The sequence below is a fragment of the Caldifarcimen microaerophilum genome, assembly GCF_055387105.1.
In genome coordinates, this window is record NZ_AP038914.1 from 1,959,317 (window position 1) to 1,982,542 (window position 23,226).

At 60.8% G+C, this 23,226-nt stretch carries 27 protein-coding genes; 1 reads left to right on the top strand and 26 read right to left on the bottom strand.

The window, feature by feature from the left end; all coding sequences use genetic code 11:
• Nucleotides 1-4 precede the first annotated feature (4 nt).
• From nadC to AC6HU3_RS09300, 8 genes are all read right to left on the bottom strand, one after another.
• A complete protein-coding gene (gene nadC / locus AC6HU3_RS09265; protein WP_497473482.1) occupies nucleotides 5-859 on the bottom strand; it encodes a carboxylating nicotinate-nucleotide diphosphorylase in 855 nt (284 codons plus the stop codon).
• Nucleotides 835-1,518 (bottom strand): hypothetical protein, encoded by a 684-nt coding sequence (locus tag AC6HU3_RS09270; protein WP_497473483.1) that lies wholly within the window; start codon nucleotides 1,516-1,518, stop codon nucleotides 835-837. Before AC6HU3_RS09270 ends, nadC begins: the two co-directional genes overlap by 25 nt.
• Before the next feature lie 46 nt (nucleotides 1,519-1,564).
• The gene (locus tag AC6HU3_RS09275) at nucleotides 1,565-2,485 is read right to left on the bottom strand and encodes a KaiC domain-containing protein (protein WP_497473484.1); all 921 of its coding nucleotides are present in this window, start codon (nucleotides 2,483-2,485) and stop codon (nucleotides 1,565-1,567) included.
• Nucleotides 2,460-3,311 carry an SDH family Clp fold serine proteinase gene (locus AC6HU3_RS09280; protein WP_497473485.1) on the bottom strand — a complete coding sequence of 284 codons (852 nt, stop codon included), beginning with the start codon at nucleotides 3,309-3,311 and terminating at the stop codon, nucleotides 2,460-2,462. Before AC6HU3_RS09280 ends, AC6HU3_RS09275 begins: the two co-directional genes overlap by 26 nt.
• 15 nt (nucleotides 3,312-3,326) lie before the next feature.
• A complete protein-coding gene (locus tag AC6HU3_RS09285; protein WP_497473486.1) occupies nucleotides 3,327-4,004 on the bottom strand; it encodes a TIGR00266 family protein in 678 nt (225 codons plus the stop codon).
• Nucleotides 4,001-4,630, bottom strand: coding sequence for a bacterio-opsin activator (locus tag AC6HU3_RS09290; RefSeq protein ID WP_497473487.1), 630 nt, complete (start codon nucleotides 4,628-4,630; stop codon nucleotides 4,001-4,003). The genes AC6HU3_RS09285 and AC6HU3_RS09290 overlap by 4 nt, the downstream gene beginning before the upstream one ends.
• 15 nt (nucleotides 4,631-4,645) lie before the next feature.
• A complete protein-coding gene (locus AC6HU3_RS09295; RefSeq protein ID WP_497473488.1) occupies nucleotides 4,646-5,689 on the bottom strand; it encodes a zinc-binding dehydrogenase in 1,044 nt (347 codons plus the stop codon).
• Between the two features lie 110 nt (nucleotides 5,690-5,799).
• Entirely contained in the window at nucleotides 5,800-6,270 is a 471-nt protein-coding gene (locus AC6HU3_RS09300; RefSeq protein ID WP_497473489.1) for a hypothetical protein, read from the bottom strand.
• A gap of 342 nt (nucleotides 6,271-6,612) precedes the next feature.
• Here AC6HU3_RS09300 and AC6HU3_RS09305 point away from each other — a divergent pair, with 342 nt between their 5' ends.
• Nucleotides 6,613-7,554: a hypothetical protein gene (locus AC6HU3_RS09305; protein ID WP_497473490.1), complete on the top strand. Its 942-nt coding sequence runs from the start codon at nucleotides 6,613-6,615 to the stop codon at nucleotides 7,552-7,554.
• 1 nt (nucleotide 7,555) lies between these two features.
• On the opposite strand, the gene AC6HU3_RS09310 is transcribed toward AC6HU3_RS09305, so the two are convergent.
• The 18 genes from AC6HU3_RS09310 to AC6HU3_RS09395 form a co-directional block, all read right to left on the bottom strand.
• Complete coding sequence (locus AC6HU3_RS09310; RefSeq protein WP_497473491.1) at nucleotides 7,556-8,116, bottom strand: YqaA family protein; 561 nt, start codon at nucleotides 8,114-8,116, stop codon at nucleotides 7,556-7,558.
• Nucleotides 8,113-8,745: a lysophospholipid acyltransferase family protein gene (locus AC6HU3_RS09315; RefSeq protein WP_497473492.1), complete on the bottom strand. Its 633-nt coding sequence runs from the start codon at nucleotides 8,743-8,745 to the stop codon at nucleotides 8,113-8,115. The genes AC6HU3_RS09310 and AC6HU3_RS09315 overlap by 4 nt, the downstream gene beginning before the upstream one ends.
• Nucleotide 8,746: 1 nt before the next feature.
• Nucleotides 8,747-9,754, bottom strand: coding sequence for a phosphatidate cytidylyltransferase (locus AC6HU3_RS09320; protein WP_497473493.1), 1,008 nt, complete (start codon nucleotides 9,752-9,754; stop codon nucleotides 8,747-8,749).
• A 1-nt stretch (nucleotide 9,755) separates the two neighbouring features.
• On the bottom strand, nucleotides 9,756-10,388 hold the full coding sequence (locus AC6HU3_RS09325; RefSeq protein WP_497473494.1) for a CDP-alcohol phosphatidyltransferase family protein: 633 nt from the start codon (nucleotides 10,386-10,388) through the stop codon (nucleotides 9,756-9,758).
• Between the two features lie 8 nt (nucleotides 10,389-10,396).
• Nucleotides 10,397-11,356 carry a hypothetical protein gene (locus AC6HU3_RS09330; RefSeq protein ID WP_497473495.1) on the bottom strand — a complete coding sequence of 320 codons (960 nt, stop codon included), beginning with the start codon at nucleotides 11,354-11,356 and terminating at the stop codon, nucleotides 10,397-10,399.
• A complete protein-coding gene (locus AC6HU3_RS09335) occupies nucleotides 11,353-11,841 on the bottom strand; it encodes a CinA family protein (RefSeq protein WP_497473496.1) in 489 nt (162 codons plus the stop codon). Before AC6HU3_RS09335 ends, AC6HU3_RS09330 begins: the two co-directional genes overlap by 4 nt.
• Nucleotides 11,828-12,160, bottom strand: coding sequence for an MTH1187 family thiamine-binding protein (locus tag AC6HU3_RS09340; RefSeq protein WP_497473497.1), 333 nt, complete (start codon nucleotides 12,158-12,160; stop codon nucleotides 11,828-11,830). Before AC6HU3_RS09340 ends, AC6HU3_RS09335 begins: the two co-directional genes overlap by 14 nt.
• Nucleotides 12,157-13,032: a CAP domain-containing protein gene (locus tag AC6HU3_RS09345; protein ID WP_497473498.1), complete on the bottom strand. Its 876-nt coding sequence runs from the start codon at nucleotides 13,030-13,032 to the stop codon at nucleotides 12,157-12,159. Before AC6HU3_RS09345 ends, AC6HU3_RS09340 begins: the two co-directional genes overlap by 4 nt.
• A complete protein-coding gene (locus AC6HU3_RS09350; protein ID WP_497473499.1) occupies nucleotides 13,029-14,648 on the bottom strand; it encodes an AAA family ATPase in 1,620 nt (539 codons plus the stop codon). The genes AC6HU3_RS09345 and AC6HU3_RS09350 overlap by 4 nt, the downstream gene beginning before the upstream one ends.
• 31 nt (nucleotides 14,649-14,679) lie before the next feature.
• Nucleotides 14,680-15,756 carry a PQQ-dependent sugar dehydrogenase gene (locus tag AC6HU3_RS09355; RefSeq protein ID WP_497473500.1) on the bottom strand — a complete coding sequence of 359 codons (1,077 nt, stop codon included), beginning with the start codon at nucleotides 15,754-15,756 and terminating at the stop codon, nucleotides 14,680-14,682.
• A gap of 103 nt (nucleotides 15,757-15,859) precedes the next feature.
• Nucleotides 15,860-16,900, bottom strand: coding sequence for a DUF8744 domain-containing protein (locus AC6HU3_RS09360; RefSeq protein WP_497473501.1), 1,041 nt, complete (start codon nucleotides 16,898-16,900; stop codon nucleotides 15,860-15,862).
• Between the two features lie 174 nt (nucleotides 16,901-17,074).
• The gene (locus AC6HU3_RS09365; protein ID WP_497473502.1) at nucleotides 17,075-18,964 is read right to left on the bottom strand and encodes a porin family protein; all 1,890 of its coding nucleotides are present in this window, start codon (nucleotides 18,962-18,964) and stop codon (nucleotides 17,075-17,077) included.
• 14 nt (nucleotides 18,965-18,978) lie between these two features.
• On the bottom strand, nucleotides 18,979-19,329 hold the full coding sequence (locus AC6HU3_RS09370; protein ID WP_497473503.1) for a c-type cytochrome: 351 nt from the start codon (nucleotides 19,327-19,329) through the stop codon (nucleotides 18,979-18,981).
• 19 nt (nucleotides 19,330-19,348) lie between these two features.
• The gene (locus AC6HU3_RS09375; protein ID WP_497473504.1) at nucleotides 19,349-20,134 is read right to left on the bottom strand and encodes an ABC transporter permease subunit; all 786 of its coding nucleotides are present in this window, start codon (nucleotides 20,132-20,134) and stop codon (nucleotides 19,349-19,351) included.
• A complete protein-coding gene (locus AC6HU3_RS09380) occupies nucleotides 20,131-20,847 on the bottom strand; it encodes an ABC transporter ATP-binding protein (RefSeq protein WP_497473505.1) in 717 nt (238 codons plus the stop codon). The genes AC6HU3_RS09375 and AC6HU3_RS09380 overlap by 4 nt, the downstream gene beginning before the upstream one ends.
• Nucleotides 20,796-22,118: a nitrous oxide reductase family maturation protein NosD gene (locus AC6HU3_RS09385; protein ID WP_497473506.1), complete on the bottom strand. Its 1,323-nt coding sequence runs from the start codon at nucleotides 22,116-22,118 to the stop codon at nucleotides 20,796-20,798. The genes AC6HU3_RS09380 and AC6HU3_RS09385 overlap by 52 nt, the downstream gene beginning before the upstream one ends.
• A complete protein-coding gene (locus tag AC6HU3_RS09390; protein WP_497473507.1) occupies nucleotides 22,115-22,633 on the bottom strand; it encodes a nitrous oxide reductase accessory protein NosL in 519 nt (172 codons plus the stop codon). The genes AC6HU3_RS09385 and AC6HU3_RS09390 overlap by 4 nt, the downstream gene beginning before the upstream one ends.
• Before the next feature lie 2 nt (nucleotides 22,634-22,635).
• Nucleotides 22,636-23,208, bottom strand: a complete 573-nt coding sequence (locus tag AC6HU3_RS09395; protein WP_497473508.1) for a hypothetical protein — start codon at nucleotides 23,206-23,208, stop codon at nucleotides 22,636-22,638.
• Nucleotides 23,209-23,226 lie beyond the last annotated feature (18 nt).

Consider the following 23,226-nt stretch of genomic DNA (forward strand, 5'->3'; position numbering starts at 1 on the left):
ACGTTCACACCACCTCCATGGAGAAATTCAGGGCCGGAGCCGAGTGGGTGATCCGTCCCACGGAGATGAAGTCCACACCGGTCCGGGCATAGGCTTCCACCGTGTCCAGGGTCACCCCACCGGAGACTTCCAGAAGCACCTTCCCCTTCAGGGCTTCCACCACCCGCTGGACTTCCTCCGGGGTCATGTTGTCCAGAAGCAGAATGTCCGCACCGGCCTCGGCTGCATCCAGGGCATCCTGAAGGGTCTCCACCTCCACTTCCACCTTCAGGGTGGACGGAGCGCGCTGTTTCAGCTTTTTCACAGCGTCTTTCAAACTCCCCCGATACAGCGCCATGTGGTTGTCTTTAAGCAGAATACCTCCCGAGAGGTCAAACCGGTGGTTGCGGGCACCGCCGATCCGGGTGGCGTATTTCTCAAAGAAACGGAGGCCTGGAAGGGTTTTCCGGGTGTCCAGGATCTCCACACCATGGGGCCGGGCCCGGTCCACGAACCTCCGGGTCAAGGTGGCGATGCCCGAAAGGTGCATGAGGAGATTGAGGGCGGTTCGTTCTGCCCCCAGCAGGGCATCGGCCGGCCCTTCCACCTCGGCCACCACCATTCCGTCGTGAAGGGCTGCTCCCTCGGGGGCCTGCACCAGGGTCCGGGTAGCGCCCAGTAGTTCAAACACCCGGAGGGCAAAGGGAAGTCCGGCAAGCACCCCCTCTTCCTGCACCACAATCACCCCTTTGCCGGAGATCCCCTCTCTTTCAAACAGGATCCGGGTGGTGGGGTCTCCGCCCGCGAGATCCTCCCGAAGAAAGCCTGTGAGCCAGAGGTCCACAACGGCAGAGTTCAGAGGAGCCGGATGTTTTCCCATGGTTCCTCCTCACCATGTTCCAGAACGATCCCGGGGGGCGGACCGTAATAAGCGCAGATCCCGGTCCGGGGGGAGTTCACATAGGGGAGTCCTTCGCCATACGGCGTATGCCGCTTGCAGCGAAGCTCCACCGGTCCATCCTCTTCTTCGGCGTAAAGATACCGGGCCGGCTGATCACACTGGCTGCAGGTCAACCGGGGCTTCAAATTTCGCATGGCAAGCAGGACCACTCCCTTCCACAAGTTCTGGTCCACGGCAGGGCCCTGGAAAATATCCCGGACTTTCCCGTGAATCACCGTGGGGGATCCAAAATCATAGGTGTACGTGAAGGTGATGCCGGGTTTGAAGACTTCGAATATGGGAAGGTCCATGGGATATTCGCCCCGCTCCTCAGGCTCCCGGAGATACCGCTTTCTCCCCACCTTGAATTCCGACAGATGGCCACAGCACTCCACCCACACTTCCCGCAGGAAAAGGTCCAGTACCATCAAAGGGGCTGCCAGGTGTACGCCGATCTCCATCCAGTACAGAACGGGGACGACGGAGTATTCCGGATCGGAGCGGAGACTGATCCAGATGAAGGGCTCTTCCCAGCCTGCGCGATGCAGATCCCCCCACACATGGGCGTGCGCACCGGAGGGCTTGTATTTTTTCCGCATGCCGCACAGGAAGCACACCCCTAACGGCCGGATGACATCAGAACGTTTAGGACGAGGCATGGGGTCCACCCTTTTTCGCAGCCTGCCGCAGTTTCGTCAGGCTGGGCCCGATCTTCACAAGCCCCGCTTCGGTGATCTCCAGCAGATGGACGTGGGTGTCATGGCCGGTGAGACGGCACCCGTCAATCCGGAAGAGCCGGACCATTTCCCCCAGAGGAAGGCCATACAGGCGTTCTTTGTATTGGGAATCAATGGTTTCCTTGGAGAGCACCATCGTGCCGTCCACGATGTGGGCCACCGCATAGCCGCCAGCCGCTTCGGCCGAGAACTCCTCATGCCCCGACCGTTTCTGCGAGACGAGCAAAGCGGTCTGATACCACTTTTTCAGGAAATTGAAAATCCGGCGCACCACCTGACGGGCAAGCATTTCCCGGTGCTCATAGAGCCCTGTCACCGAATCGATCACGGTGTGTTTCACCTTGTAGGTTTTGATCACGTGGGCCAGGGTGGCGAGCAAACTCGGAAGATCCTCCCGCAGGCGGTGGACGCTCGCCGCATCCAGAAACACGATGTTTTCTTCCACCACCTCCGGAACCACGCCCAGCGCCTTCGCCTTCCCCTTCATGCCCATCGCCACAAAAGGCGCGGGAGACTCCACGGTGATGAAGGCCACCCGCTCCCCCCGACCCGCCTGGGTGAGGGCGTATTGCTCCACCATCAGGCTCTTTCCAGTGTCGGCCACCCCGGTGAGGTTCATCACGCTGTACCGGGGAATCCCGCCCAGGGATTTGCGAACGGCCTTTCCTTTTCGCCACTCCACGGTGAAAAAGAGGTCATCCAGCCCTTCAATGCCGGTGGGGACACCTTCCAGGTCCGGTGCCTTTTCTGCTGCTTCCGCAAAACGGACAATCCCTTCCTCCACCACCTCCGGCTTTCCTTCCTCAAAGGGCCTTTCGGGTTCGGTCATCGAGATTTCCTCCTCTTGGCAAATATTCCACCGACGGTGCCATATGCTGGGGCTGGGGATAAAGATTCATGAGCTCATACACCTCGGACGGGATCTCCGTGCGAACGTCCAGTCCCATCTCTTTCGCCTCTCCGGGCGTGATGGGGTAATCGTGGGTCCACCTGCCGGTGGCCAGGGTGTGGGCCACCTCCCGGGCCCGGGATTCGTCCATCCGGTCTTTCAGAAGTTCAAACACAAACGTTTCCACCTGCTGGATGGCTTTCCGGGAGACGTCTGCATAAAGAAGAATCTGGTCGGAAGCTTCTTTCTTCTTTTCTTCGGCAACCCGGACGATGCTGGCTGCCGGGAGGGTGCCCATCTGGGGGATGGAGAGCTGGGGATCCACCGGTCCCAGCACGGCATGGGGATCCATCAGAATTTCGTCGGCCGCCAGGGCGATCAGGGTTCCCCCGCTCATGGCGTAGTGGGGCACGATCACCGTGGTCCGGGCGGGGTGATCTTTCAACGCCCGGGCGATCTGGACCGCCGCCAGCACCAGCCCGCCAGGGGTATGCACAATCAGGTCAATGGGCTGGTCTTTCGGGGTGTTGCGAATGGCCCGGAGCACCGCTTCGGAATCCTCGATGTTGATGAACCGCACAAAAGGGATACCGAACAGCCCGATCTGCTCCTGGCGGTGCACCAGGAGGATCACCCGGCTTCCCCGGAGCTTTTCCAGGCGCCGGATCAGGCTTTCCCTGGCGCTCTGGAGCATCTGGAACCGGATTTGAGGCCACAGAAAGCTCCAGAGAAGGAACAACCAGAAAATCATGCCAAACGCATCCATGGGGTCCCTCCAGTGTTATGATCCGTTGTTTTTCGGAAGGAAGGGGAGAAGAGAGCGAACGAAGCTCGCCTCTGTCCGGGTCTGAATCACCACCCGGCCCGGTCCCTTCACGTCCATCACCAGCCCTTCCCCTCCAAGAATCGCGCTCTTGAGTCCTCCAAAGGTGCGGAGTTTATAGTCCACCGTGCCGTCCATGGCCACCGCGTGAAAGTTATCCAGCGTGAGGGTTTCCCCGGGGCCCAGTTCGAGAACCTCCAGGGCGCCGAAGGCCGCCATCCACAGACCTCCGGTCCCTTCTGCTTTGAGCCAGACGAACTGCCCTTCCGAAAGAAATCCTTTGAAGCCCCGGAACCCCACACCGATCGTCACCTCTCCATGGTGGGCCAGATAGGCCCGATCCTGAAGCAGGACGGTTTCGCCGTTCAGGGGGAGATAGGCAATATCACCGGGAGTGGAAGGGGCAAGCCACACCCGGGCCTGATCTTCCTTCGCCCGATAGGTGTTGATCCAGGGGCTTTCTCCACCCAGAAAGGACCGCAAAAGGGATTTCACCACCCCACCCTGCATGGAGGTTTTCACCTCCACCCCCTGCATCAGCACCAGGGCACCGGGTTCGCTGTGGAGTTCTTCGCCCTGGTTGAGCGTGACTTTCAGAAGGCTGTAGGCGGGGCCATGAGCCAGCTCATAGTTCACGAGGACGCCTCCTCTTTCATGGCCGCTTCTTTCAGGGCCCGCAGAAGCTCGGCCGGGGAAGAAAAGGAGGGGGGAAGATGCTCCTGAAGCGCCTCCACCGGTTTGCCTTCCACCTTCACACCCCGGAGGAGCATGACAAGGTCTTCCCGATACACGGGGAACTGGGTTCCCCGGATCCGGCGCAGAACCTCCACAGGCCAGGCGATGTCCAGGACATCCGACACCCGCTCAAAGGCGCTCTCCAGGAACGAAATGCTGTCATTCCCCTTTTTGATCTCCTCATACGCCCACAGGGCAAGCCCTCCCGCCGTGTGGACCTTGATCTCTTTGGCCTTCAGTTCGTCTGAGAGCTTCTCCTTCACAAGCTGGGGATCGGCCCGGAGCATGTTCCGAACGGTCTGGACGGTGAGGCCCAGTTCCACAGCCACCCCTTCGGCCGTCCTGCCAAACTCGTTCACCAGGACCACGGCATAGGATGCCTGAAGCAAACTGGGGATCCAGGTCAGATTCCGGTATTCGATCACCTTCCGGGGACCTCCGATGAGCTCCAGGGCTTTGAGAAACACCCGGATGGCCATCGGATCGGGGTTCACTTCCCGAACCTCTTCCGCACCCAGGATCACCATGGCTCACCTCCTGTTTCAGGGAATCCGCAACACCACCTTCCCGAAATGTTTCTTTTCTTCAAGATACCGGTGGGCTTCCCGCGCGTCCTCCAGCGAAAACACCCGATCCACCCAGACCCGGAGTTTCCCGGAAAAGAGAAGATCCGTGACTTCTTCAAATTCGGCCATGTTGCTCATGGTGGACCCGATGATTTCCAGCTGTCGCCAGAAGATATACCGGATGTCCACCTCCGCCTTGGGGCCCGTGGTGGCGCCGCAGGTGACGAGCCGTCCCCCCGGCCGAAGAAGGCGAAGACTTTCGGCAAAGGTGGCCGTTCCGGAACAGTCCACCACCACGTCCACGCCTTTCTTACCGGTTCGCTGCCAGACCTGCTTCGGCCAGTCGGGGTCGGTATAGAGCACGCCCCAGGACGCCCCCCGTTCGAGGGCTTCCTCAAGTTTTTCCGGACTTCCCGAGGTCACCCACGCTTCGGCGCCCATGAGGCGGGCGATCTCCAGACAGGCCAGGGCAACGCCCCCGCCGATCCCCTGGATGAGCACCCGTTCCCCGGGGGCAAGGCGTCCCCGTCTGGCGAGCATCCGCCAGGCGGTGAGATAGGTGAGGATCCCGGCGGCCGCCTCCTCAAAACTCATCCGGTCAGCGGGGAACTTCTTGACGTTCAGGGCCGGAACCACAATATACTGAGCATAGGTCCCTGACACGTGTTCACCGATAATGCGATAATGTTCACACAGGGAGTGTTCCCCGGCCTTGCAGAACCGGCACCGGCCACAGGAGAGGCTCGGGTTGATCACCACCGGATCGCCTGGTTTGAGATCAAACACGCCTTCCACCCTGTCCCCCAGGGCGTCCACCACACCCGCACCGTCGGAGCCCAGGATGTGGGGATAGGAAAGACGGATGCCGGGGATGCCCTCCCGGACGAAAATGTCCAGATGGTTCAGGGCCGCCGCTTTCAGGCGGATGCGAACCTCCCCCGGTCCGGGTTCAGGAACCGGAAGGTCCAGAACTTCCAGAACCTCGGGACCCCCATGCCTTTCAAGACCCACAGCCAGCATGAAAACCTCCTTTCGTTTTCCATTGATTAGGATAAGCCCCGGGGACAGGACCATCAATGGGCGGTGACGACACGAAGGAATGCTCTTCGGGGCAGGGGCCCCGGGAAGGATCAGGGATTTTTCGCCCGGACGACCTCCAGCCGTGTGCGGAGAAGGGCGAGAAAGCCCCAGTCCCCTCCGGTCCGGTCATAGAAGGATAACCGGAGGGGAAGGCCCGCCCCCAGATGTCCCCACCCGCTGTTCTCCCGCCGCATTCCCACGGAGGGGAAAAGCATGAATCCCGTGAAGTTCAGGTCCTTCGCAACCTGGCCCACACCGGGATACAGAACGAGACCCAGCGCATACCGGTTGTGGACCGAAGGCTGCCAGAACCCTTCGCCCCCCAGGAACACACCGCTCCCCAGGAGGTCCCAGCCGATCCGCCCCTGCACACCGAAATCTCCCTCCTGGCGCTCCGCAAAAACGGTGAGTCCGAAGGGCAACATCTGGCCTTCCAGGGCCACGCCGAGCCGCCACACCTCCCCGGCTGCGGGGCCCGCAAGGAGCAGGGCACCAAGGATGAACCCCATCGTCTTCCCCATGGCACACCTCCTCCGTGCTTGATGCCGGTACGCAGAGAAGTATATGGGGTTTCGCGGAAACAGACATCCCGCCAGAACTCCAGGAAGACAATACCCCGGAAGATTCATCCCGCCAGCGTTCAGGAACAACCTTATTTTTCGGGACTCCTACGGCGTTTTCGAAGGGAAACGTCGTGGGGTGCAGTCGGTGGGGTCCCCAGACTCTTGCCCGGAGGTCAGCTGCCGGGTGATGACATTCCACCTTCCGAAACGTATCCTATGTCCTGTGGGCAAGAGGGTAGGGGCGCGCGCCACGGGAAAAAGGCGCGTTCAGACGTGAAGAAGTGAAAAAGGAGGGAGGATATGGTCTGGAGCCTCATGCTCATCAGCCAGATGAACGCCTATCTGGGCATGAGCCGGGCGGGCGATCTCTGGGCCTGGCAATCCCCCGATCTCCGCGACACTTTTCTCGTCATTTCCCCAGCAGATACCTTCGTGATTGCAGATCTGGACACTTCCCTCGCCGATGCGGGGACGACCCGGGTTCTTTCCATCCTTTCCGTACCGGATACCGTGCACGTTCAGATGGAAGAAGTGAGTTTCGACGGTTCTCGGGACACCCTTCTCTTGTCCTTTTCAGGTGACACGGTTTTTCAGGATACCGTTGCCCGGCGGTACGTTCTTCCTTTCAACGTGGGATCCGTCTGGCGAATGTATCCCTTCCTCCCCCTTTCCACGCCTGTTCCGATGGATATGGATGGGGACGGGGATGTCGATACCCTGACCCTTTTCCGGGATACGGTCCGGGTGGTGGCTTCCGAAACCCTGCACACCTCCCTCGGACCCGTTCGGACTTTCCGCGTTCTCACCGAGGTTCAGTATCGCATGGTTTTCAGTGCAGATTCTCAACTCCCGGAAGAGGACAGCGTGAAGGCAACGTATATCCAGGCGGAGTGGTGGGTTCCCGACACGGGAAAAGTCCGGGATTCGCTGGATTACACGGTTTTGATGTGGCAGGCCGACACCCTGCGCCGATTTCACAGGATTTTCGTGAGGGAACTCCGGTTCACCACACCGGTGACGGAACCTTCAGGGGCGACGACATTGTCCGGAATTCGTATCCGGCTCCTGCCTGGTCGTCTGGTTTTCCTCTTCCCCCAGGAACGAACGTTCCTTCTTCTGGATCCCGCCGGTCGGCTTGTCCGAAAAGGCCGGGCACGGGAGGGAACCCTTCGTCTTGCTCCAGGAACGTACCAGCTTTACCTTCCGGAGCAGCGCAAAGCGGTGAAGGTTGTGGTGCCCTGAATCACCCGTCCATCACCCACCCGTACCAGGCATAAAAGGCCGTCCATCCCGCAACGTGGAGGATCCGGCGAAAGCGAAGAGGGATCCAGGGATCCACCCGGCGGGACAGACCACCCACCACAAGTCCAAGGAGAAGGAAACGCACAATCCGCGCGGGGAAACTCGCCAGGGCGAAGAAAAGGGGAGAAAGGTGGGCGATCCCGGCGGCCACGGCATAGATCTTGTAAGGCCTGCCGGTGAAGGCCCCCACAAACATGGCCCCGAACCCAATCTCCCGAACCTGCTGGAGCACGGTCTGGATCATCCCGGAGGAAATGGCGGGGACGAGGTCCAGCGTCCGCATGGCCGTCTCCGGGCTGATGCGGCCCCACCCATACATGAGAAGGCCGCCGACCACTGCCCCCAGACCCGCCGCGAGGGACGCCCGGACCGCCCGGCGGGGATCTTTCAGGGCAAGAAAGGTGATGAGCACGTCGGGAACGATGAAAAACAGCGTGGCCTCCGCGAATCCCCACAGAAGAGCCAGAAGGTCCTCCCGACGGGAGAAACGCTCGCTCCTCATGGCTCCTCCAGCTGCCGGGCAAGGCCCCGAACCGCCTCTTCCAGTTGACGCCGGATGTCCTCTTTCGTCGTCTCCGGGGAAAAGGTGAGGGGTTTGCCCACCACCACGTCCACAAAGAGGGGAACGAAGAGGAACGTGCCCTTGGGGAGAATGCGGGCGGTGTTGCGGATATACACCGGAACACACGGGAGTTCGGGATGCCGCTTGAGGAGGTGAGCCACGCCGGGCTTGAAGGGCCCGATGTCCTCCCCGTAGTTTCGGGTCCCTTCCGGATAGATGAGGAGGGAATATCCCGCCTCCAGGGCCTGTTCCATGAGCCGCAGGGGGTTGTTTTCCGGCGTGATGTGCTTCCGGGGAATGGGGAGGATGTGGAAAAGAAACCGGGTGAGGGCAAACACCACCGGGTTTTTCGTCCAGTAGTCGGCGGCGGCGACCGGCCGGATCCGGAGAAGGGTGTCCAGGGGGAAAAGGGAGAGAAGCACCAGCGTGTCCAGATGACTGCTGTGGTTCGCCACGAGCACGAACTGCCCCTCCGGGAGGTTTTCCCGCCCCACCACGTGGACGCCCATGATCAGTTTCATGAAGGGCTTGACCAGAAGGGCAAAGAACAGTTTGCGAAGGAACCTCATGTCAGCTCCGGGTTCCCGTCACCAGGAGATAGTGCCCGTGGAAATAGGCGATGTAATGGAAATAGATGGGCGCCGCCCAGCACAGCGCGTCAATCCGGTCCACAATCCCGCCATGACCCGGAAGGAGATAACCCCAGTCCTTCTTTCCGAGGTCCCGCTTGATGGCGGACATCACCCCGCCTCCGATGAAGCCCACCACCGTCACGAGCAAACTCACCCCCACCGACTCCATCCCGGAGAAGGGGGTGAGAAAGCGGAAGAGATAGCCCAGGAGCACCGCCACCGCGATCCCGCCCACCAGGCCTTCCCAGGTCTTTCCGGGGCTGATGGAGGGCCACACCCTGTGGCGGCCCAGGGCCTTACCGAACACATACTGGAACACGTCGCTCATCTCCACCACAAACAGGAGATACATGAGAAGCGTCACCCCGTTGTAGGGTGCGTCCGGATTGACGAAGTTGTGGAGATTCACGAGATAGGCCATATGCCCCACACCATACACGAAGGCCATGAGCCCCCAGTGGATCTGGGAGGCCGAATGGGTGAAGCCCCGGGGGTTGCGGGAAAGGAGGAGAAAGAAGGGGATGGAGAGAAAACCATACACGGGCACGAAGATGAGAAACATCACATACCACTGCTGCCAGATCCAGAGATACTGCAGGGGGAGGATCACGAAAAACGCCATGAAGAGGGCCACATGGTCCTCGGGGCGGGTGCGCAGCGCGGTGAAATATTCCTTGAGCGCCCAGAAACTCACAAAGGCAAACAGGAGAATGCTGGATCGGGGATGGATGAGGGTGAGCACCACCTGAACGCCGACGATCCACCACCAGGCCTTCACCCGGTTGGTGAGTTCTTCCGCAAATTCCGGAGAGACCCGGGGCCGGAGCATCCGGGTGATGAGGGTGGCAACGACCAGGAGCCCGAAGATGATGGAGATGAACCACAGGGCAGCCGGGGGCATGCCCTGGGGATTGGGGAGATACCATTCCACCTGCAGGGTATCCATCTCACCCCTCCTGGAGTTCGCGATAGATCCGAACGGTCCGCTGGAGGACCGTGAGGGTGGAACCGGCAAGAATGAGCCAGAGGGCCGTGTCCGGGATGGCGGGATGGGGCGCCACGGCCATGATCAGAGCGGCAAGGATCAGGGTGTACATCCGGACGGGCTTGGACATCACCCCTCCGTAGTGCATGGAGGCCCCCACTGCCCGGCCCGTGGTGCGCACCGTGGCGGTGAGCAGGGCGGCCACGGTGGCTCCATATCCGAGTTCCGGTGTGGCATACCGGGCATACCCGAACCCGATGAGCATCCCCACGTCCGCGATCCGATCGGTGAAGTCGTTGACGAAGGCGCCCCAGCGGGAGGCCATGCCGGTCCGGTGGGCGATCATCCCGTCAAACACGTTGAAGGCGGAACGAAGAAAGACGAAGAGAGCCCCGAGAAGCCAGAACAGGGCTCCTTCCCGGGTGCGGGTCAGGGCGAAACACACACCCCCGGCAAGCCCGAAGAGCATGCCCAGAACCGATGCCCCGTTGGGGGTGACCCGCAGCGCCACCAGGAGGTCCACCGCCCACCGGGTGATGCCCCACTCCCTGCCCGGCACAGGCCGGCGATCCCGGTTCTCCTTTGGACGATCCATGGCCCCTCCTAATCGGTGATATCTCCAAACCAGATGAGCAACGCCCCCTCCCGATCCCGGATGGGAATCCACACCGTGTCGGGGGTGGTATCGGGATCCCACATAAAATTCCTGTGAAAGAGGCCCATAAACCTGATTTGTCCGCTTTTTTCGTCGTAAGCGTAGGTCGAGTCACGTATTTGATCAAACGGGTACATGTCGTAATGAAGCCATGTTTCCTGTGTGTTCCTTGCGCCCTTCCGCACAATTCGCCGAAGAGGCGCTGTCTCTCCGAGAACGATGTACCCCCGGGTGACGCGGATAAAGTTGCCCTTCCGCCCATCCGGAACCAGTAGCAAAAAAGGCACAAAGCCTTTCCAAAGATCCCCATGACTAAGCAAGAATGGAACGATACGGGAATCCCATTGCGGGGAACGGTACGCGACGGGCTTTCGGTCGAAAAATCCGGGGATGATGTAATCATGGGCGTTTTGTCTCCCCAGTTGATCCAGCCAAACCACGTATCCCGGCCAGAAATCTTTGGTGAACTCATCCCCTGTGTCAGGGGGAACAGGAACCCATGACCGTTGATCTCTGACTGCATCCAGCACCACTTCCATCCATCCACCGCGACGCTTTGTAACGATGATCCGGAAAATAGCGTAGTCTATACAATAAGGGTGAACACCAAATCCGAAGAGGGTGGGAGTTCGGATGCTATCCACCAGAAAGCGACCGGCGGGGATAAATGTATCCCCTTTAGGCTGGAAAATGGGGATGGACAGCGTTTCTGCAATCTTTGCATAAGACCCCGCCGAATAGGGGCCTGGATACCGATCATCGAGAGGGCATGGCATCATCCACACCCCGATGGCGTCTTTCCGGACCTGAAGGTTCACGCTTTCCGGTGGCGTAATCAAAACCTCTCCCGGGAGGTCGGCATACAGGGGTAAGCCGATCGAGAGGCCGAACCAGACCAGACGCTTCACCGCAGCACATCCTCCAGCATCGCCTGAAGATGTTCAAGGGCGGCGTCCACCGTCTGGTTGCGTACGGCTGCCCGGTCCCCGTCAAACCGGTGCTCAAACACCCGGGTGCGTCCCGGAACCACCACGCCGATATAGACCAGTCCCACCGGTTTTTCCGGTGTTCCCCCCGTGGGACCGGCAATCCCCGTGATCCCCACCCCCACATCGGCGCCCAGGAGATCCACCACCCCCCGCGCCATCAGAAGGGCCGTGGGCTCCGAAACCGCCCCGAAGTGCTCAAGGATCGCCCGGGGAACACGGAGAAGCTCCTCTTTCACCCGGTTGTCATAGGCCACCACCCCTCCCAGGAAATACCGGGAACTCCCCGGAACGTCCGTGATGGCCCCCGCGAGAAGGCCCGCCGTGCAGGACTCCGCCGTGGCCAGCCACAGTTTGCGGGAGAGGAGCAACTCTCCCACCTTTTGCGCTCGCTCAAACCGTGTCATGACCCTCCTCCTGTAAGGATCGGAGTTTTCCCTGAATGGACAGGGGTTTGTCCCGGCGCTCATCCATCTTGATCACCGTGGACACCCGGAGGGCGCCTTCCCTGAAAACCGCCTCCTGCATGGCCGCAATGGCCTCAAAGACCCGCTGTTTGTCCCCCACCAGCGTGGTGAACATGGGGCCGACCTCCCACTCCAGATCGGGGAAGTCCCGTTTCAGCACCTCCAGGGCTTTGCGGACAAACCGGCTCACACTCACCCCCTCCCCCACGGGGGACACGCTCACCGCTGCCATCACCGGATAGCGGTTTTGCTGCCTCATCGGTAGCCTCCCTTTTCCACGCTATAGAGGAGAATCGTGCACCGGCGTTTGATCTCCTGTTCTCCTGGACGGGGACTGTACGGAAGGGGCGTTTTCAGGGCCGCATCCACCTGAACCGTATACACCCCGGGTTCCTCCGGATCCCAGTTGAAGCGAATGTCCACATCCTGGCCCTTCACCCGCCACCGGCTGGCTTCCAGAGAGGGAATCCCCGGGTAACGCAATCCCGAACCGGCGGGGACAACGCCGGCATAGGGCTGGCCGGGGTTGTAACTTGCGCGCTTCGTGTTGCGGGGATCCGGACGATCCCTCAGGATGATCATCCGAAGGGAGTCGGGATGGAGGGCATCGTCCAGCCGTCCGGCCATGGAAAACTCGGGAAACCGCCAGGAGGGACGAAGGGTCCACCGGACCCGGGACGTAATCATATACACCGCCAGGAAAAACGTGTCCCTTCCCGTGGCCATGCCCACATCCACGTGGGTGTGGCAGGGATCCAGAAGACTCCGGCGGTGGCGCCAGAAGGAAAGGGCGTCCCGTTCCACCATCATCCGGACGCCTTCCCGGACATACCGTTCCACGCCTCCATCCAGCAAAATCACACCGGGGGTTCCTTCACTCCACAGGACGTACAGGTTTTCCTCGAAGGCGTCTTTCCCCCACACCCGGGTCCAGTCCAGGAGGGGGCTGTACCCTTCCGGGGAGTAGTGGGAGAACACACCCCACGAAAGGAGATTCCGGGCCTTGCGCTCGGCGAGTCCGGTGATGAGGAGCCGGACGGGTGGGGATCCGTTTTCCATCCGGAGGCGATTGAGTTCTTCCAGCGCCACGGTCTGCCAGGCGGACAGAAGACCCACAACAAGGAGGATCATCCCGCCCTGACCTCCCCCTGCGCAAGGAGATCCCTTGCGGCCTGAAGGAGGGTGGGATCGTCCGCGTTCCCGAGCATCCGGGCAATCTCCTTCACCCGGTCTTCCCCCTGAAGGCGCAGGAGCCCCATGCGCACAGGCTGATCTTCCACTTTCACCACCCGGTCATGAACCCGGGCCCGGGCCGCCACCTGAGGCCAGTGGGTGATGGCCACCACCGTGTGATCCCTCCCGAGATCCCGGAGGAGTTCACCCACCGCATGGGCGGTGTCCCCTCCCACCGCCGCGTCGATTTCGTCCAGCACCACCACGGGAACGGAGAGCGCACGGGAGAAAACGACAAGAAGGGCCAGGGCCAGTCGGGCCCGCTCTCCCCCCGACGCCCGGGACGCATCCACAGGATTGCTCCCATGGGCGCTGAACAGAAGGCGGATCCGGTCCCGGCCCAGTGGACCCGGAGAGGTTTCCTCCCGGACAAACTGAACGACGGCTCTGGGAAGACGCAGGCGGCGGAGGATATCCATCATCTGAGATCCAATTTCCGGGAGAACGGCTTCTCTTGCGCGGGAAAGGGAGGAGGCTTCCCGGTCATACGCCTCTTCCAGCCTCTGGACCCGTGCCTCCACCTCCTGAAGGCGCTCTTCAAGCCCTTCAAGCTTCGCCCACTCCCGTTCCAGGCGTTCCCGAACCCCAAGAAGGCCTTCATAGTCCGTGTGATACCGGAGCATGAGGCCTCGCACCCGCTCCCGGAGCGCTTCCAGACGCATGCGCTCCTCCTCGTCCATGCCCAGCCCTTCCGCATACCGTCCCAGGTCCCGCCCCTGCTCTTCGAGAAGATCCACCATCCGGGCGAGTTCATCCCGGATCGCCCCCAGACGTTCATCCAGACGGGCCGCTTCGTCCACCTTCCGGAGCACGTCCGCCAGCGCATCCACACCGGATTGAAGACCCTCCCCCGCTTCCTCCAGCAGGCCGCGCAGCGCCTCCATATGCTCCATCCGGGAGAGGTCCCGGGAGATCTCTTCCCAGGTTTCGGGGTCGGGCAGTTCTTCAAACAGCGTCCGTTCGTGGCGCAGCACCTCCTCCCGGAGGCGCTTTTCCGCAAGTTTCTCCCGGAGTTCCTGGAGGTCCCTGCGGGATGTCACCAGGTCCTGCCAGAGATTGCGGAGGGTTTGCCGGTTCTCCGAGAGGCCTGCATACGCATCCACGAGGTCCAGGAGTTTCGCGGGGTCCTCCACGAGATGTTCCTGCTGCTCATGGAAGAGAACCAGCGCCTCACCGATCCGGCGCAGGAGCCGGAGGGTGGCCGGCGTATCCTGAACAAACACCTTCCCCCTGCGGCGGGTTTCATCCCAGACGCGGCGCAGGATCAGGGGTGTTTCCTCGGGAAGTTCATGCTGGCGAAGGATCTCTCTCACCGCCTCCGGCGGGTCTTCCACCACCAGGGTGGCATCCAGTGGGCCCTCCACGGGAAGTTCGCCCCCCAGCACAAACCGCAGGCCTCCGGCCAGGAGGGATTTCCCCGCGCCCGTCTCCCCCGTGATGGCAAGGAATCCCGGCGGCACCTCCCAGGTGATGTCCCCGAAGAAGGCAAACCCGCGCAGGGTCAGACTCAACATGCCCTAATCATATGAGGGGCTTGGGGAACCTTCAACGCGGGGAATGGCTGTTCCCTCCATCCAGCCGGAACAGCCGGCCCGAACCGTAATCCAGCACATAGATTTCCCCGGAAGCATCCTCCCCGAAACTGCTGATGGAGAGGCCGGAGTCCAGAAGAAGACGGGCCTTCCCGGTCTCGGGGTCAAAAGCCCAGATCTTCCCGGAGCAGAAGTCCCCGAAAATGTACTGACCCACCAGTTCAGGGATGGCCCTGCCCCGATAGACATATCCGCCCGTGATGGAACAGCCTTCCCGGTGGGAATATTCCCAGACCGGGTCCACGAGATTTTCGGGGAGTTTTCGGCTGGAGCGGTGCAGGTGTCGGCCTTCCCGCAGGTTCCATCCCAGGTTCAGCCCCCCTTTCCCTGCCGGGATTCGGTCCACCTCTTCAAACCGGTTCTGCCCCACATCCGCGATCCAGAGATCTCCCGTTGCCCGGTCAAAGCTGAATTTCCAGGGGTTGCGCAGGCCCCACAGCCAGATCTCCGGACGGCCTTTCCGGGGCGTGCGGGCAAAGGGGTTGTCCGGAGGGATGGCGTACGGGTGGGTTCGCACATCCAGACGAAGGATCTTTCCCAGGAGAGTGTGGGTGTTCTGGGCGTTATTCCAGGGGTCATGGGCCCGTCCCCCGTCCCCCAGACCCACATAGAGCATTCCGTCCGGACCGAACCGGATGCATCCCCCGTTGTGGTTGGATGCGGGCTGTTCCACATACAGGACCTGTTTCATCCGGGTGAGGTCCGGGCGTCCTTCGGAGGTGAGGGGGATGCGGGCGACCACCGTGTTGCCCGCCGTGTCGGTGAAGTTCACGAAAATCTCCGGGGCGTGGGGGGAAAAGGCGAGACCGAGAAGACCCTGCTCCATGCCCCGCGTGGTGATCCAGCGCCCGAGGTCCGCGATCGTGCGGATTTGACCCGTTTTGAGATGCACTTCCCAGATCTTTCCCCGCCGGCCGGTGACCCAGGCGAGCGAGGAATCCTGCGGGTGAGGGGCAAACTCGGTGGGCTCGTGAAGCCCCGCCGCCACCGGGACCAGGGTGATCTCTGCGATCCAGAGCCACAGCATCATCACGCGCCTCCGTTACATCCAAAGTGTATGGCCTTTTCCCTGAACAGCCCATCGCCGGGGGAGCAATGTCTATGAACCGCGTGGGCGTATGGAGGATTGATCGTTAACCCCGCTCATGCCGGGAGCGGATAACGGCCCCCACGGTGCTCAGGAGAAACAGAGCGATGGCCAGTCCGTTGCCCATCCCTCCAACGCGACGCAACGCCACATCTCCCACGGCATCGCCCAGAATCCGAACCACCAGGGAGAGGTGGAGAAGGAGGAGATAGGCATAGAAGATGGGGAAAAACCCCACCCGGAAACCCGTGACGGCGGGAAGGACGGTGGGGGCATGGGCAAAGATCATGCTGAACACAAACCCCAGGAAAACGGCGTGAAGGACGGCATCATACCCGAACCCGAAAAACCAGCCCGCAAACATCCCCACACCCCCCACCCCAAGCCAGGCGTACCCAAGCAGCAGAGACACCGCCATGAACCGGGAAAGGCCCGGCATCCTCACCGTATGACGGGCGATATCATACCGCAAAAGCCACAGGGCAAGCGACAGGCTTCCCAGTCCGGCAAGCCGGATGCCCGCCGGATAAACCAGGGAGAGGAGAAGCCCGGCAACATAGAGAGCCACAGACAGAAGAAAAGCCCCCTTTCCTGCGTTCCGCGGACGGAGATTCTGCGTGAGTTCCAGGCGCTCCGCCACGATGATGAGCACGAGAAATCCTTCCCACCAGGGAACAACCTCCGGGAAAGACTTCCCGGAAGCCCAGAGGAGGTTTCCCACAAACCAGGCGAGAGCCCCCATGCTCATCACCACGGTGAACGCGGCGGGCTGGCGCCGGTAGAGGGCAACCGACTGCAGAACCATACCGGCCGCGGCAAGAACGAGAAGCACCGCCCCGGTTTTCAGCGATCCTCCCAGGATGAACATCAATGTTGCCATGGCACTCAACACCGGTGGGAAGTAGGCGAAAGGAGAGCGAAGGGCCACCGCCCGCTCCAGGCTGATCAGGGCCCCGAGAAATCCGCCCACCATGAGAGGTCCGTGAAGAACAGGCCAGGAAGGAGAAACGGAGAACCAGCCCATCCGGGCAAGTCCCGCCAGCACACCCACAACAAGCCCCAGAAAGACGAGAAGTATCAGACCCATGCGCCAGAGAGGGCGAACCATGTCAGAAACCTCCCCGGACCAGCACCACGGCCCGAGACACGATCCAAATGTCCCCCGGTTCCTCAACGGCTTATCCGATGCGAAAAGACCGCAGTGGTCCCGCCATCCAGGCGGGACCACTGCGTGTCTGTCCCGGAGGGGAAGCGTTGCCCCTTACTGCCCCGTCCAGACCGAGAGGGTGAACCTCCGGCCCGGTTCAAACACCTTCACACCGCTTGCAAAGGGATTCCGGCGATAGGAAAGATGCCGGTAATACAGTTCGTTGGTCACGTTGTCCACCCGCGCTTCCATCCGGAGACCCTTCCACTCCACCGTGAAGCCAAGGTCCAGGCGTGTCCACGCAGGGGTGGGGCTTTCGTTCAGGTCCGGATTCACCCGGTTCTGAGAGGCCTCATACGTGACGGCCGCCAGAGGGGTGAACGCCGCCGCTCCCCGATGGATCCGGGGACGAACCTCCAGACGAAGGTGAAGGGGCGGGATCTCCGAAAGGGGAAGGTCATCGGTGAGATTGTGCGCCCAGGTGTAGTGGCTCTCCAGACGGACAAACCGGTATTGTCCCATCAGACGGAATCCGGCCATCACCGCGTCCACGTTCCGGAACGTCTCCACCGGAAGGGTGTCCGCCATGGTTTTCCCCGGTTCCACATAGTTTTTCACGCCGGATCCGAACACCTCCACAGACAGCGCGAGTCCACGGTGGGAGAAGGGAACGCGCACGCGCAGGGCGCCCTTCACCGGTTGCCGGAGGTCCGGATTCCCGATCCAGTAGGGCTTCTGCATGTTGTTCATCTTCCCGCGTTTCAGGGTGATGAAGAGGTATTCCGGATCCAGTTCCTCAAGCGCCACCTCTCCATAGGCCTGCGCCCGGCCCAGAGAACGACCCACCCCCAGGGCAAGGACCGGGAAAACCCGACGCAGGGTGGAGGAACCGAGAAGGGCGAACAGGTCCCTCCGACCATCTTCCCGGGAGGCATACGCCGCTCCCACGCGCCCCTGGAGTCTCCACGCGGCCCGTTCCATCTGGAAGGCCACCGACGCCCGCACCCGGAGAATGTCCAGCATCCGCTGAACGGTCTCCATGGGCATGTTGTTCATGGTCATCCGCTGGGTGTTGTCCGCGATCCAGCGCTGAACGCTCACATCATACAGGCCTTCCCGGGTGATCCCCGCCACCCAGGTTCGGGCATCCGTCTCCATGAACATCATCCCGCTGGACGCACGAAGACCGTTGTCCATAAGATGGTGAAAGCCGTTCGCATACACCCGGTGTCCCCGGTAGGCCCCGAACACCGAAAACCCCAGATTGTCCCGTTCATCCATCAGGAGATAGGGGAAAAGCACGTCCCGGTATCGGGCCACCGATCCCCCATAGGTCCAGTCGCCCCGGACCCCGTGAACACTTCCCTCCATCACCTCATAGGCGGTGCGGACGTCCGTTTTGTACCCATACAGGTCCTGGAACGTCCGTCCCTGAGCGTCGGTGTAAGGCCGGGCACGGGTGTATCGGGCATAGAAGCCCTGTCCCATGCCTTCCATCGCGAGGCCCGCATCCAGGCCCTCTTCAGAACCGCCCATGCCCTGAACGTATCCCATGGGCGTGAACGTCTGGGCCGGTGTGCGCCGGCGCACCTTCAGCACCCCGCCCAGACCTGCCGAGAGGTCCGCACTCGCCAGCACCACTTCCGCCGAAGCCATTTCCAGGGGATTGGCCCGAACCACCGGCACGTCCATCCGGTTGGGGCAGGCGTTGTGCGTGTGTTCTCCATCCACCACGATGGCGATATCGCTCCGCTTGAAGCCGTCCACAAAGAGATCGGCGGCAAAGGCCGGACCCCTGCGAATGAGATCCAGGCCCTGCATTTCCAGCGCACGGGGAACCGCCTCCCTCACCGGTGGGAGATGCACGCTCCAGGAAAGCGCCGGCGCCGTGACTTCCACGGTGGGAAGCATCACCGGCGCCCCGGCCTTGAGGGAATCCTCAAAGGTGGCCGGCGGGCGGGTGACCCCTGCGAGTGCCACCACCCCTAACACCATCCCCTTCATAGCTCATCCTCCTTTCAGGGTTGCCATTCTCTGTTCAGGATCCACTCCACCATCCATCGAATCTCATAGTCCTTGAAGCCCTCCCCCACCTTGTCCGGGCACTTCTCCAGAGGAAGTCCGGACCAGCGCCCCCGGGTTCCCTTCATCACCCGGCGGACCAGTGCCCGAATCGAGTCCGGATGGGGAGGATACCGTTCGGCGATGGCTTCAAAGGAAGGTCCGCCGATGGTGTTCCGGATGTCGTGGCAGTTGGTGCAACCCATCGTCCGGAACATCCGTTTCACTTCCTGTGAAGGGGGTTTCGGGGGCTCCTGTGAGGAGCAGGAAAACCAGAAGATCGTCAAAAATAGCGGGACCCATTTCATCCCCGACACCTCCAGAGCATCAAAAATCCCTCCGCTGGAATCGGGCGAAAGCCCGCAGGGTGGGAAGGATCATCCAGAGTGCAAGGGCAAGAACCGCGCTCACCGAACCCCAGACCGAACCCAGAAATTTCTTGAACACGGCGGCCGTGAAACCCATGAGTGCCGCCACGTCCATCTGCATGATCACGAGCAGACGGACCAGATCCAGGGGATTCAGAAAGGAAAGCCCCACGGCAATTTTCTCCACCGGATAGGCCGAGGCCAGCACGATCACGGTGAGGACGAGTCCGTCGTAGAAAAAGGTCAGGGCGAGCCACATGAGAAGCCCCACGGCCAGGGCTTTGAGCCGATCTTCAAAAGCGAAGGCAAGCCACAGGGCAATCCCCAGAAAAATCTGGCTGAGGAGCACCGCTCCGGCCAGCATCATGAGAGCAAGCCAAACATACGAGGGGTGTTCCACGAGATAAAACCCCATGGGCAATCCCATCCCCACCAGCAACGCCAGGGCCAGGGGTCCCCCCAGGCCTCCCCAGAACCCCCAGAACACCGACGAACGGGACACGGGCTGGGTGAGGGTCAGAAGGACAAAGTTCCGGTTGTTGAAGAGATAGGTCAGGGCAAAAATCAAACTCACCAGGGGGACCACCATGAGCACCAGATTCAGCAGGGACAGGAGGATGCGGGAAGGTTCTTCAAAAAAGGTGAAAAACGAAACCGAAAGGGCCAGAAAGAACCCAGAGTAAAAGATGATCCAGGCACTCCGCAACACATCCCGTCCCACCCACCGCATGATTTTCCAGGTCATGGCGTCTCCTCCCCGTTCACCATCGCCATCAATCGGGCCACCGCCTGCTCCATGGTTCCTTCTCCCGTGTGCCGGAGGAGAGCATCCCGGGAGCCTTCAAACACCATCCGTCCTTCCAGCAGAAACACCACCCGGTCGGCCAGATGCTCCAGTTCGCTCAGGATATGGGATGTCAGGATCACCGTTTTTCCCTTTTCTTTCTCAGCGAGAATCCGCTCCTTGAACATCTGGTTGGAAAGGGGGTCCAAACCCGCTGTGGGTTCGTCCAGGATCAGAATGGGAGGATCGAACATCAGAGCCACCACCATGCCCACCTTCTGACGGGTCCCGCCCGAAAGGGTCCCGAAGGGCTTGTCCAGGAAAGATTCAAGTCCCAGCCAGCGAATCCATGGATCCAGGTTCACCCGCACGCCCCGCAAGTCCTGCACCCATGTGAAAATTTCGAAAACCGAGAGGTTTTCTGGGAACTGGACCATCTGGGGCATGTAGCCGATGTGCCGGCGAATTTCCGGATGGCCGGTCACCCGTTCACCCATCACCCGGATTTCCCCTTCCTGAGGAATCACGAGGCCCAGAACACTCTTGAGCAGCGTGGTTTTTCCGGACGCGTTGGGGCCCACCAGGGCCGTGATCCCCGGTGGGAACTGTGCAGAAACGCCTTTCAGCGCTTCGAGTTTGCCGAATCGCTTGGTGACGTTTCGGACTTCGACCATACGATCCTCCCCATGAGCGGCCTGTCGTCTTCGATCACAGAAGGCAGAAGGACAGGCAGGAGTTTTTCAGCATAATGGAAAAGGTATTCCAGAGGGCTGTGGAGCAGGACCAGGGCAGCGGGATACTGCTCCACCATACGGGCGAAAAACGTCATGGGACGATGGGGGATGTCGCCATAGCCATCCCGGTTGAGATCGTAGCCCGTGTAGGCCGACCAGTAATTGTACAGATAGGAATTGTAATTCCGTGATGCGTTGGTGGACGCCTCAAAGGTGTTGTCCAGGATGTTGTTGTACATGAAACTCATGGCCATGGAGTTGCCCAGCACCCGGAGAGCCCAGCCATTTTTCTCAAAGGTGTTGCCCCGAACCAGCACCCGGTTGGACCCCTCGGCATAGAGCCCCACGGTGTTCTTGTAAAACACGTTGTGCTCGATCTCGGTGTCGTCAATCTCCTTGAGCATCAGCCCGTAGGATGCTCCTCCCCAGTTGAATTCAAACCGGTTGTCTCGCAACCGGGTGTGCTTGGAATACATCACGGCCACCCCGGCACCGCACCGTCGGAACACGTTCCGGGCGAAATCGTTGCTTTCCGAGAACATAAAATGCATTCCATACCGGGCGTGATCCTCGCTCACGTTGTCATAGATATGGCTGTCCCGGACAAACTCCAGATAGATGCCATCCCTGTGCCGGCTCAGGTGATTGCCCTGGATCAAAACGTTATAGGAGTTCCACAGATGAATGGCATTTCCCGAAAAGACCTCCGAGCGTCCGGGGCCCCGGACGGTGTTGTTTTTGATCACACAGGTGTTGCTCGCTTCCAGATAGATGGCAAAGAAATTGTCAAGGAAGGTGTTGTCCTCCACAATGCAGTTTCGGGTGTGCCGCAGGCGCAGGGCTGCCTGGTCCCGGGTGAAGCTGACGCCGGACCCACGAAAGGTGAACCCCCGGATGCGGAACCCATCCACGCTGTCCACCACCAGAATTTCGTGTTTCCCCTCACCATCCAGAACGGGGGCATCCTCCCCAATCAGGGTGAGGGGCTTGTTGACCACCAGCGTGCTTTCCCGATACACCCCTCCCAGCACATACACCGTCGCCCCCGGCGGCGCAAGTTCCAGCGCCGTGCGAAGGCTTTTGATTTCGCAGGAAGGGCACACGGTGAGGGAGGGGGGTGGGGACGTCGTTTGAGACAGATCAATTTCGATCACCTCCGTGTCAGGACGAGGGACGGTCACCAAAACCGAAAGAAGAATCCAGCCTGTCATGGTACCAGCTGTTCTCCCATGCCATGCATCTGGCGCATGTGCTCCTGAACTCGGGAGATAAAGCGGGATTCCCGGATCACGTTGGGAAGATCATCGAAGGTCAGTTCCAGACCGTCATACTCCTGTTTGGCCTTCTCCATCTCGGCTCGTGTTTCGAAAGCGGCGAGGTTCAGTCCCATGGGGCTGCGCAGGCGCACCGTCTGAAGGAAATAGGCCTTTTCGGCCGGGATCCACTTCTGGGTTGTGAAATCTTTGACCCAGTAGGCTTTCACCTGATCCGCCGGGATCTCTCCACTCACCACTGCCGCAATCATGCACTCGATGGAGTCGAACTTGTAGACCCGTCCTTTTTTTGTCACGATTTCTGCAGCGAACCGGGGGTCAGCAATGGCCATGTTGCAGAAGGCGCACACATCCCGTCCATAGGCAATCTCTTCAGGCTTTCCAGAACAGGCCACAAGAGCAACAACCGCTCCCATCACCCACCATGCGGTGGCTCGGGAGAGGATTTTCATCCTTATCCCTCCGAACGGTTTTTCTTCTTCCACACCAGCACGCTCGCCCATCCCGCCAGCGCGGCCACGATGAGCCCCACACCTCCAATGTGGGGCCAGGCCTCCACGTGGAAGTTCATCAAATCCTTCGCCCCCAGTAGCGGCGGCGTGAAAGGCTCCATCTGAATGGCGGCATGAGGATCCAGATCGTGGCCGTAATGATAGAGCCACCGGTAGAAATCTGCAAGGGAGAGAAGGGCAAACAGCGTGTACACCCCCACCCAGCCCCACAGGAGAGCCAGACTTCCACGGAAGGCGATCCAGAATGCCCACAGAGCGAACAGGGCAAACGCGATGGGGAAGGTCTTGAATTCGATGAACTGGTTGGCCTCCACCGGGTGCATGCCGATGTAGTGATTCACCAGATTGATCTTGTCCACATCACCGGAGAGCTTCCAGGCGTGGATGTACATGGCAAGCCCTTCGGGATACTGCGGGGCATCCAGTTTGTAGATCCAGAGGGGAAACACATAGGCCAGGAGAATCCCCACGGCCGCCACGATCATGAGGATCCTGACAGGTTTCGGTACTTTCATGGCTTTCCTCCTCCTTTG

What these genes read in the sequence shown, in the direction of transcription:
- AC6HU3_RS09340 (WP_497473497.1), bottom strand. Translation starts at nt 12,160, where the DNA reads ATGAGGCAGCAAAACCGCTATCCGGTGATGGCAGCGGTGAGCGTGTCC.
- AC6HU3_RS09370 (WP_497473503.1), bottom strand. Translation starts at nt 19,329, where the DNA reads ATGAAATGGGTCCCGCTATTTTTGACGATCTTCTGGTTTTCCTGCTCC.
- nadC (WP_497473482.1), bottom strand. Translation starts at nt 859, where the DNA reads ATGGGAAAACATCCGGCTCCTCTGAACTCTGCCGTTGTGGACCTCTGG.
- AC6HU3_RS09385 (WP_497473506.1), bottom strand. Translation starts at nt 22,118, where the DNA reads ATGACAGGCTGGATTCTTCTTTCGGTTTTGGTGACCGTCCCTCGTCCT.
- AC6HU3_RS09335 (WP_497473496.1), bottom strand. Translation starts at nt 11,841, where the DNA reads ATGACACGGTTTGAGCGAGCGCAAAAGGTGGGAGAGTTGCTCCTCTCC.
- AC6HU3_RS09270 (WP_497473483.1), bottom strand. Translation starts at nt 1,518, where the DNA reads ATGCGGAAAAAATACAAGCCCTCCGGTGCGCACGCCCATGTGTGGGGG.
- AC6HU3_RS09295 (WP_497473488.1), bottom strand. Translation starts at nt 5,689, where the DNA reads ATGCTGGCTGTGGGTCTTGAAAGGCATGGGGGTCCCGAGGTTCTGGAA.
- AC6HU3_RS09275 (WP_497473484.1), bottom strand. Translation starts at nt 2,485, where the DNA reads ATGACCGAACCCGAAAGGCCCTTTGAGGAAGGAAAGCCGGAGGTGGTG.
- AC6HU3_RS09320 (WP_497473493.1), bottom strand. Translation starts at nt 9,754, where the DNA reads ATGGATACCCTGCAGGTGGAATGGTATCTCCCCAATCCCCAGGGCATG.
- AC6HU3_RS09300 (WP_497473489.1), bottom strand. Translation starts at nt 6,270, where the DNA reads ATGGGGAAGACGATGGGGTTCATCCTTGGTGCCCTGCTCCTTGCGGGC.
- AC6HU3_RS09375 (WP_497473504.1), bottom strand. Translation starts at nt 20,134, where the DNA reads ATGACCTGGAAAATCATGCGGTGGGTGGGACGGGATGTGTTGCGGAGT.
- AC6HU3_RS09325 (WP_497473494.1), bottom strand. Translation starts at nt 10,388, where the DNA reads ATGGATCGTCCAAAGGAGAACCGGGATCGCCGGCCTGTGCCGGGCAGG.
- AC6HU3_RS09395 (WP_497473508.1), bottom strand. Translation starts at nt 23,208, where the DNA reads ATGAAAGTACCGAAACCTGTCAGGATCCTCATGATCGTGGCGGCCGTG.
- AC6HU3_RS09355 (WP_497473500.1), bottom strand. Translation starts at nt 15,756, where the DNA reads ATGATGCTGTGGCTCTGGATCGCAGAGATCACCCTGGTCCCGGTGGCG.
- AC6HU3_RS09290 (WP_497473487.1), bottom strand. Translation starts at nt 4,630, where the DNA reads ATGGTGATCCTGGGTGCGGAAGAGGTTCGGGAAGTGAACCCCGATCCG.
- AC6HU3_RS09350 (WP_497473499.1), bottom strand. Translation starts at nt 14,648, where the DNA reads ATGTTGAGTCTGACCCTGCGCGGGTTTGCCTTCTTCGGGGACATCACC.
- AC6HU3_RS09365 (WP_497473502.1), bottom strand. Translation starts at nt 18,964, where the DNA reads ATGAAGGGGATGGTGTTAGGGGTGGTGGCACTCGCAGGGGTCACCCGC.
- AC6HU3_RS09360 (WP_497473501.1), bottom strand. Translation starts at nt 16,900, where the DNA reads ATGGGTCTGATACTTCTCGTCTTTCTGGGGCTTGTTGTGGGTGTGCTG.
- AC6HU3_RS09315 (WP_497473492.1), bottom strand. Translation starts at nt 8,745, where the DNA reads ATGAGGTTCCTTCGCAAACTGTTCTTTGCCCTTCTGGTCAAGCCCTTC.
- AC6HU3_RS09280 (WP_497473485.1), bottom strand. Translation starts at nt 3,311, where the DNA reads ATGGATGCGTTTGGCATGATTTTCTGGTTGTTCCTTCTCTGGAGCTTT.
- AC6HU3_RS09390 (WP_497473507.1), bottom strand. Translation starts at nt 22,633, where the DNA reads ATGAAAATCCTCTCCCGAGCCACCGCATGGTGGGTGATGGGAGCGGTT.
- AC6HU3_RS09345 (WP_497473498.1), bottom strand. Translation starts at nt 13,032, where the DNA reads ATGATCCTCCTTGTTGTGGGTCTTCTGTCCGCCTGGCAGACCGTGGCG.
- AC6HU3_RS09305 (WP_497473490.1), top strand. Translation starts at nt 6,613, where the DNA reads ATGGTCTGGAGCCTCATGCTCATCAGCCAGATGAACGCCTATCTGGGC.
- AC6HU3_RS09380 (WP_497473505.1), bottom strand. Translation starts at nt 20,847, where the DNA reads ATGGTCGAAGTCCGAAACGTCACCAAGCGATTCGGCAAACTCGAAGCG.
- AC6HU3_RS09310 (WP_497473491.1), bottom strand. Translation starts at nt 8,116, where the DNA reads ATGAGGAGCGAGCGTTTCTCCCGTCGGGAGGACCTTCTGGCTCTTCTG.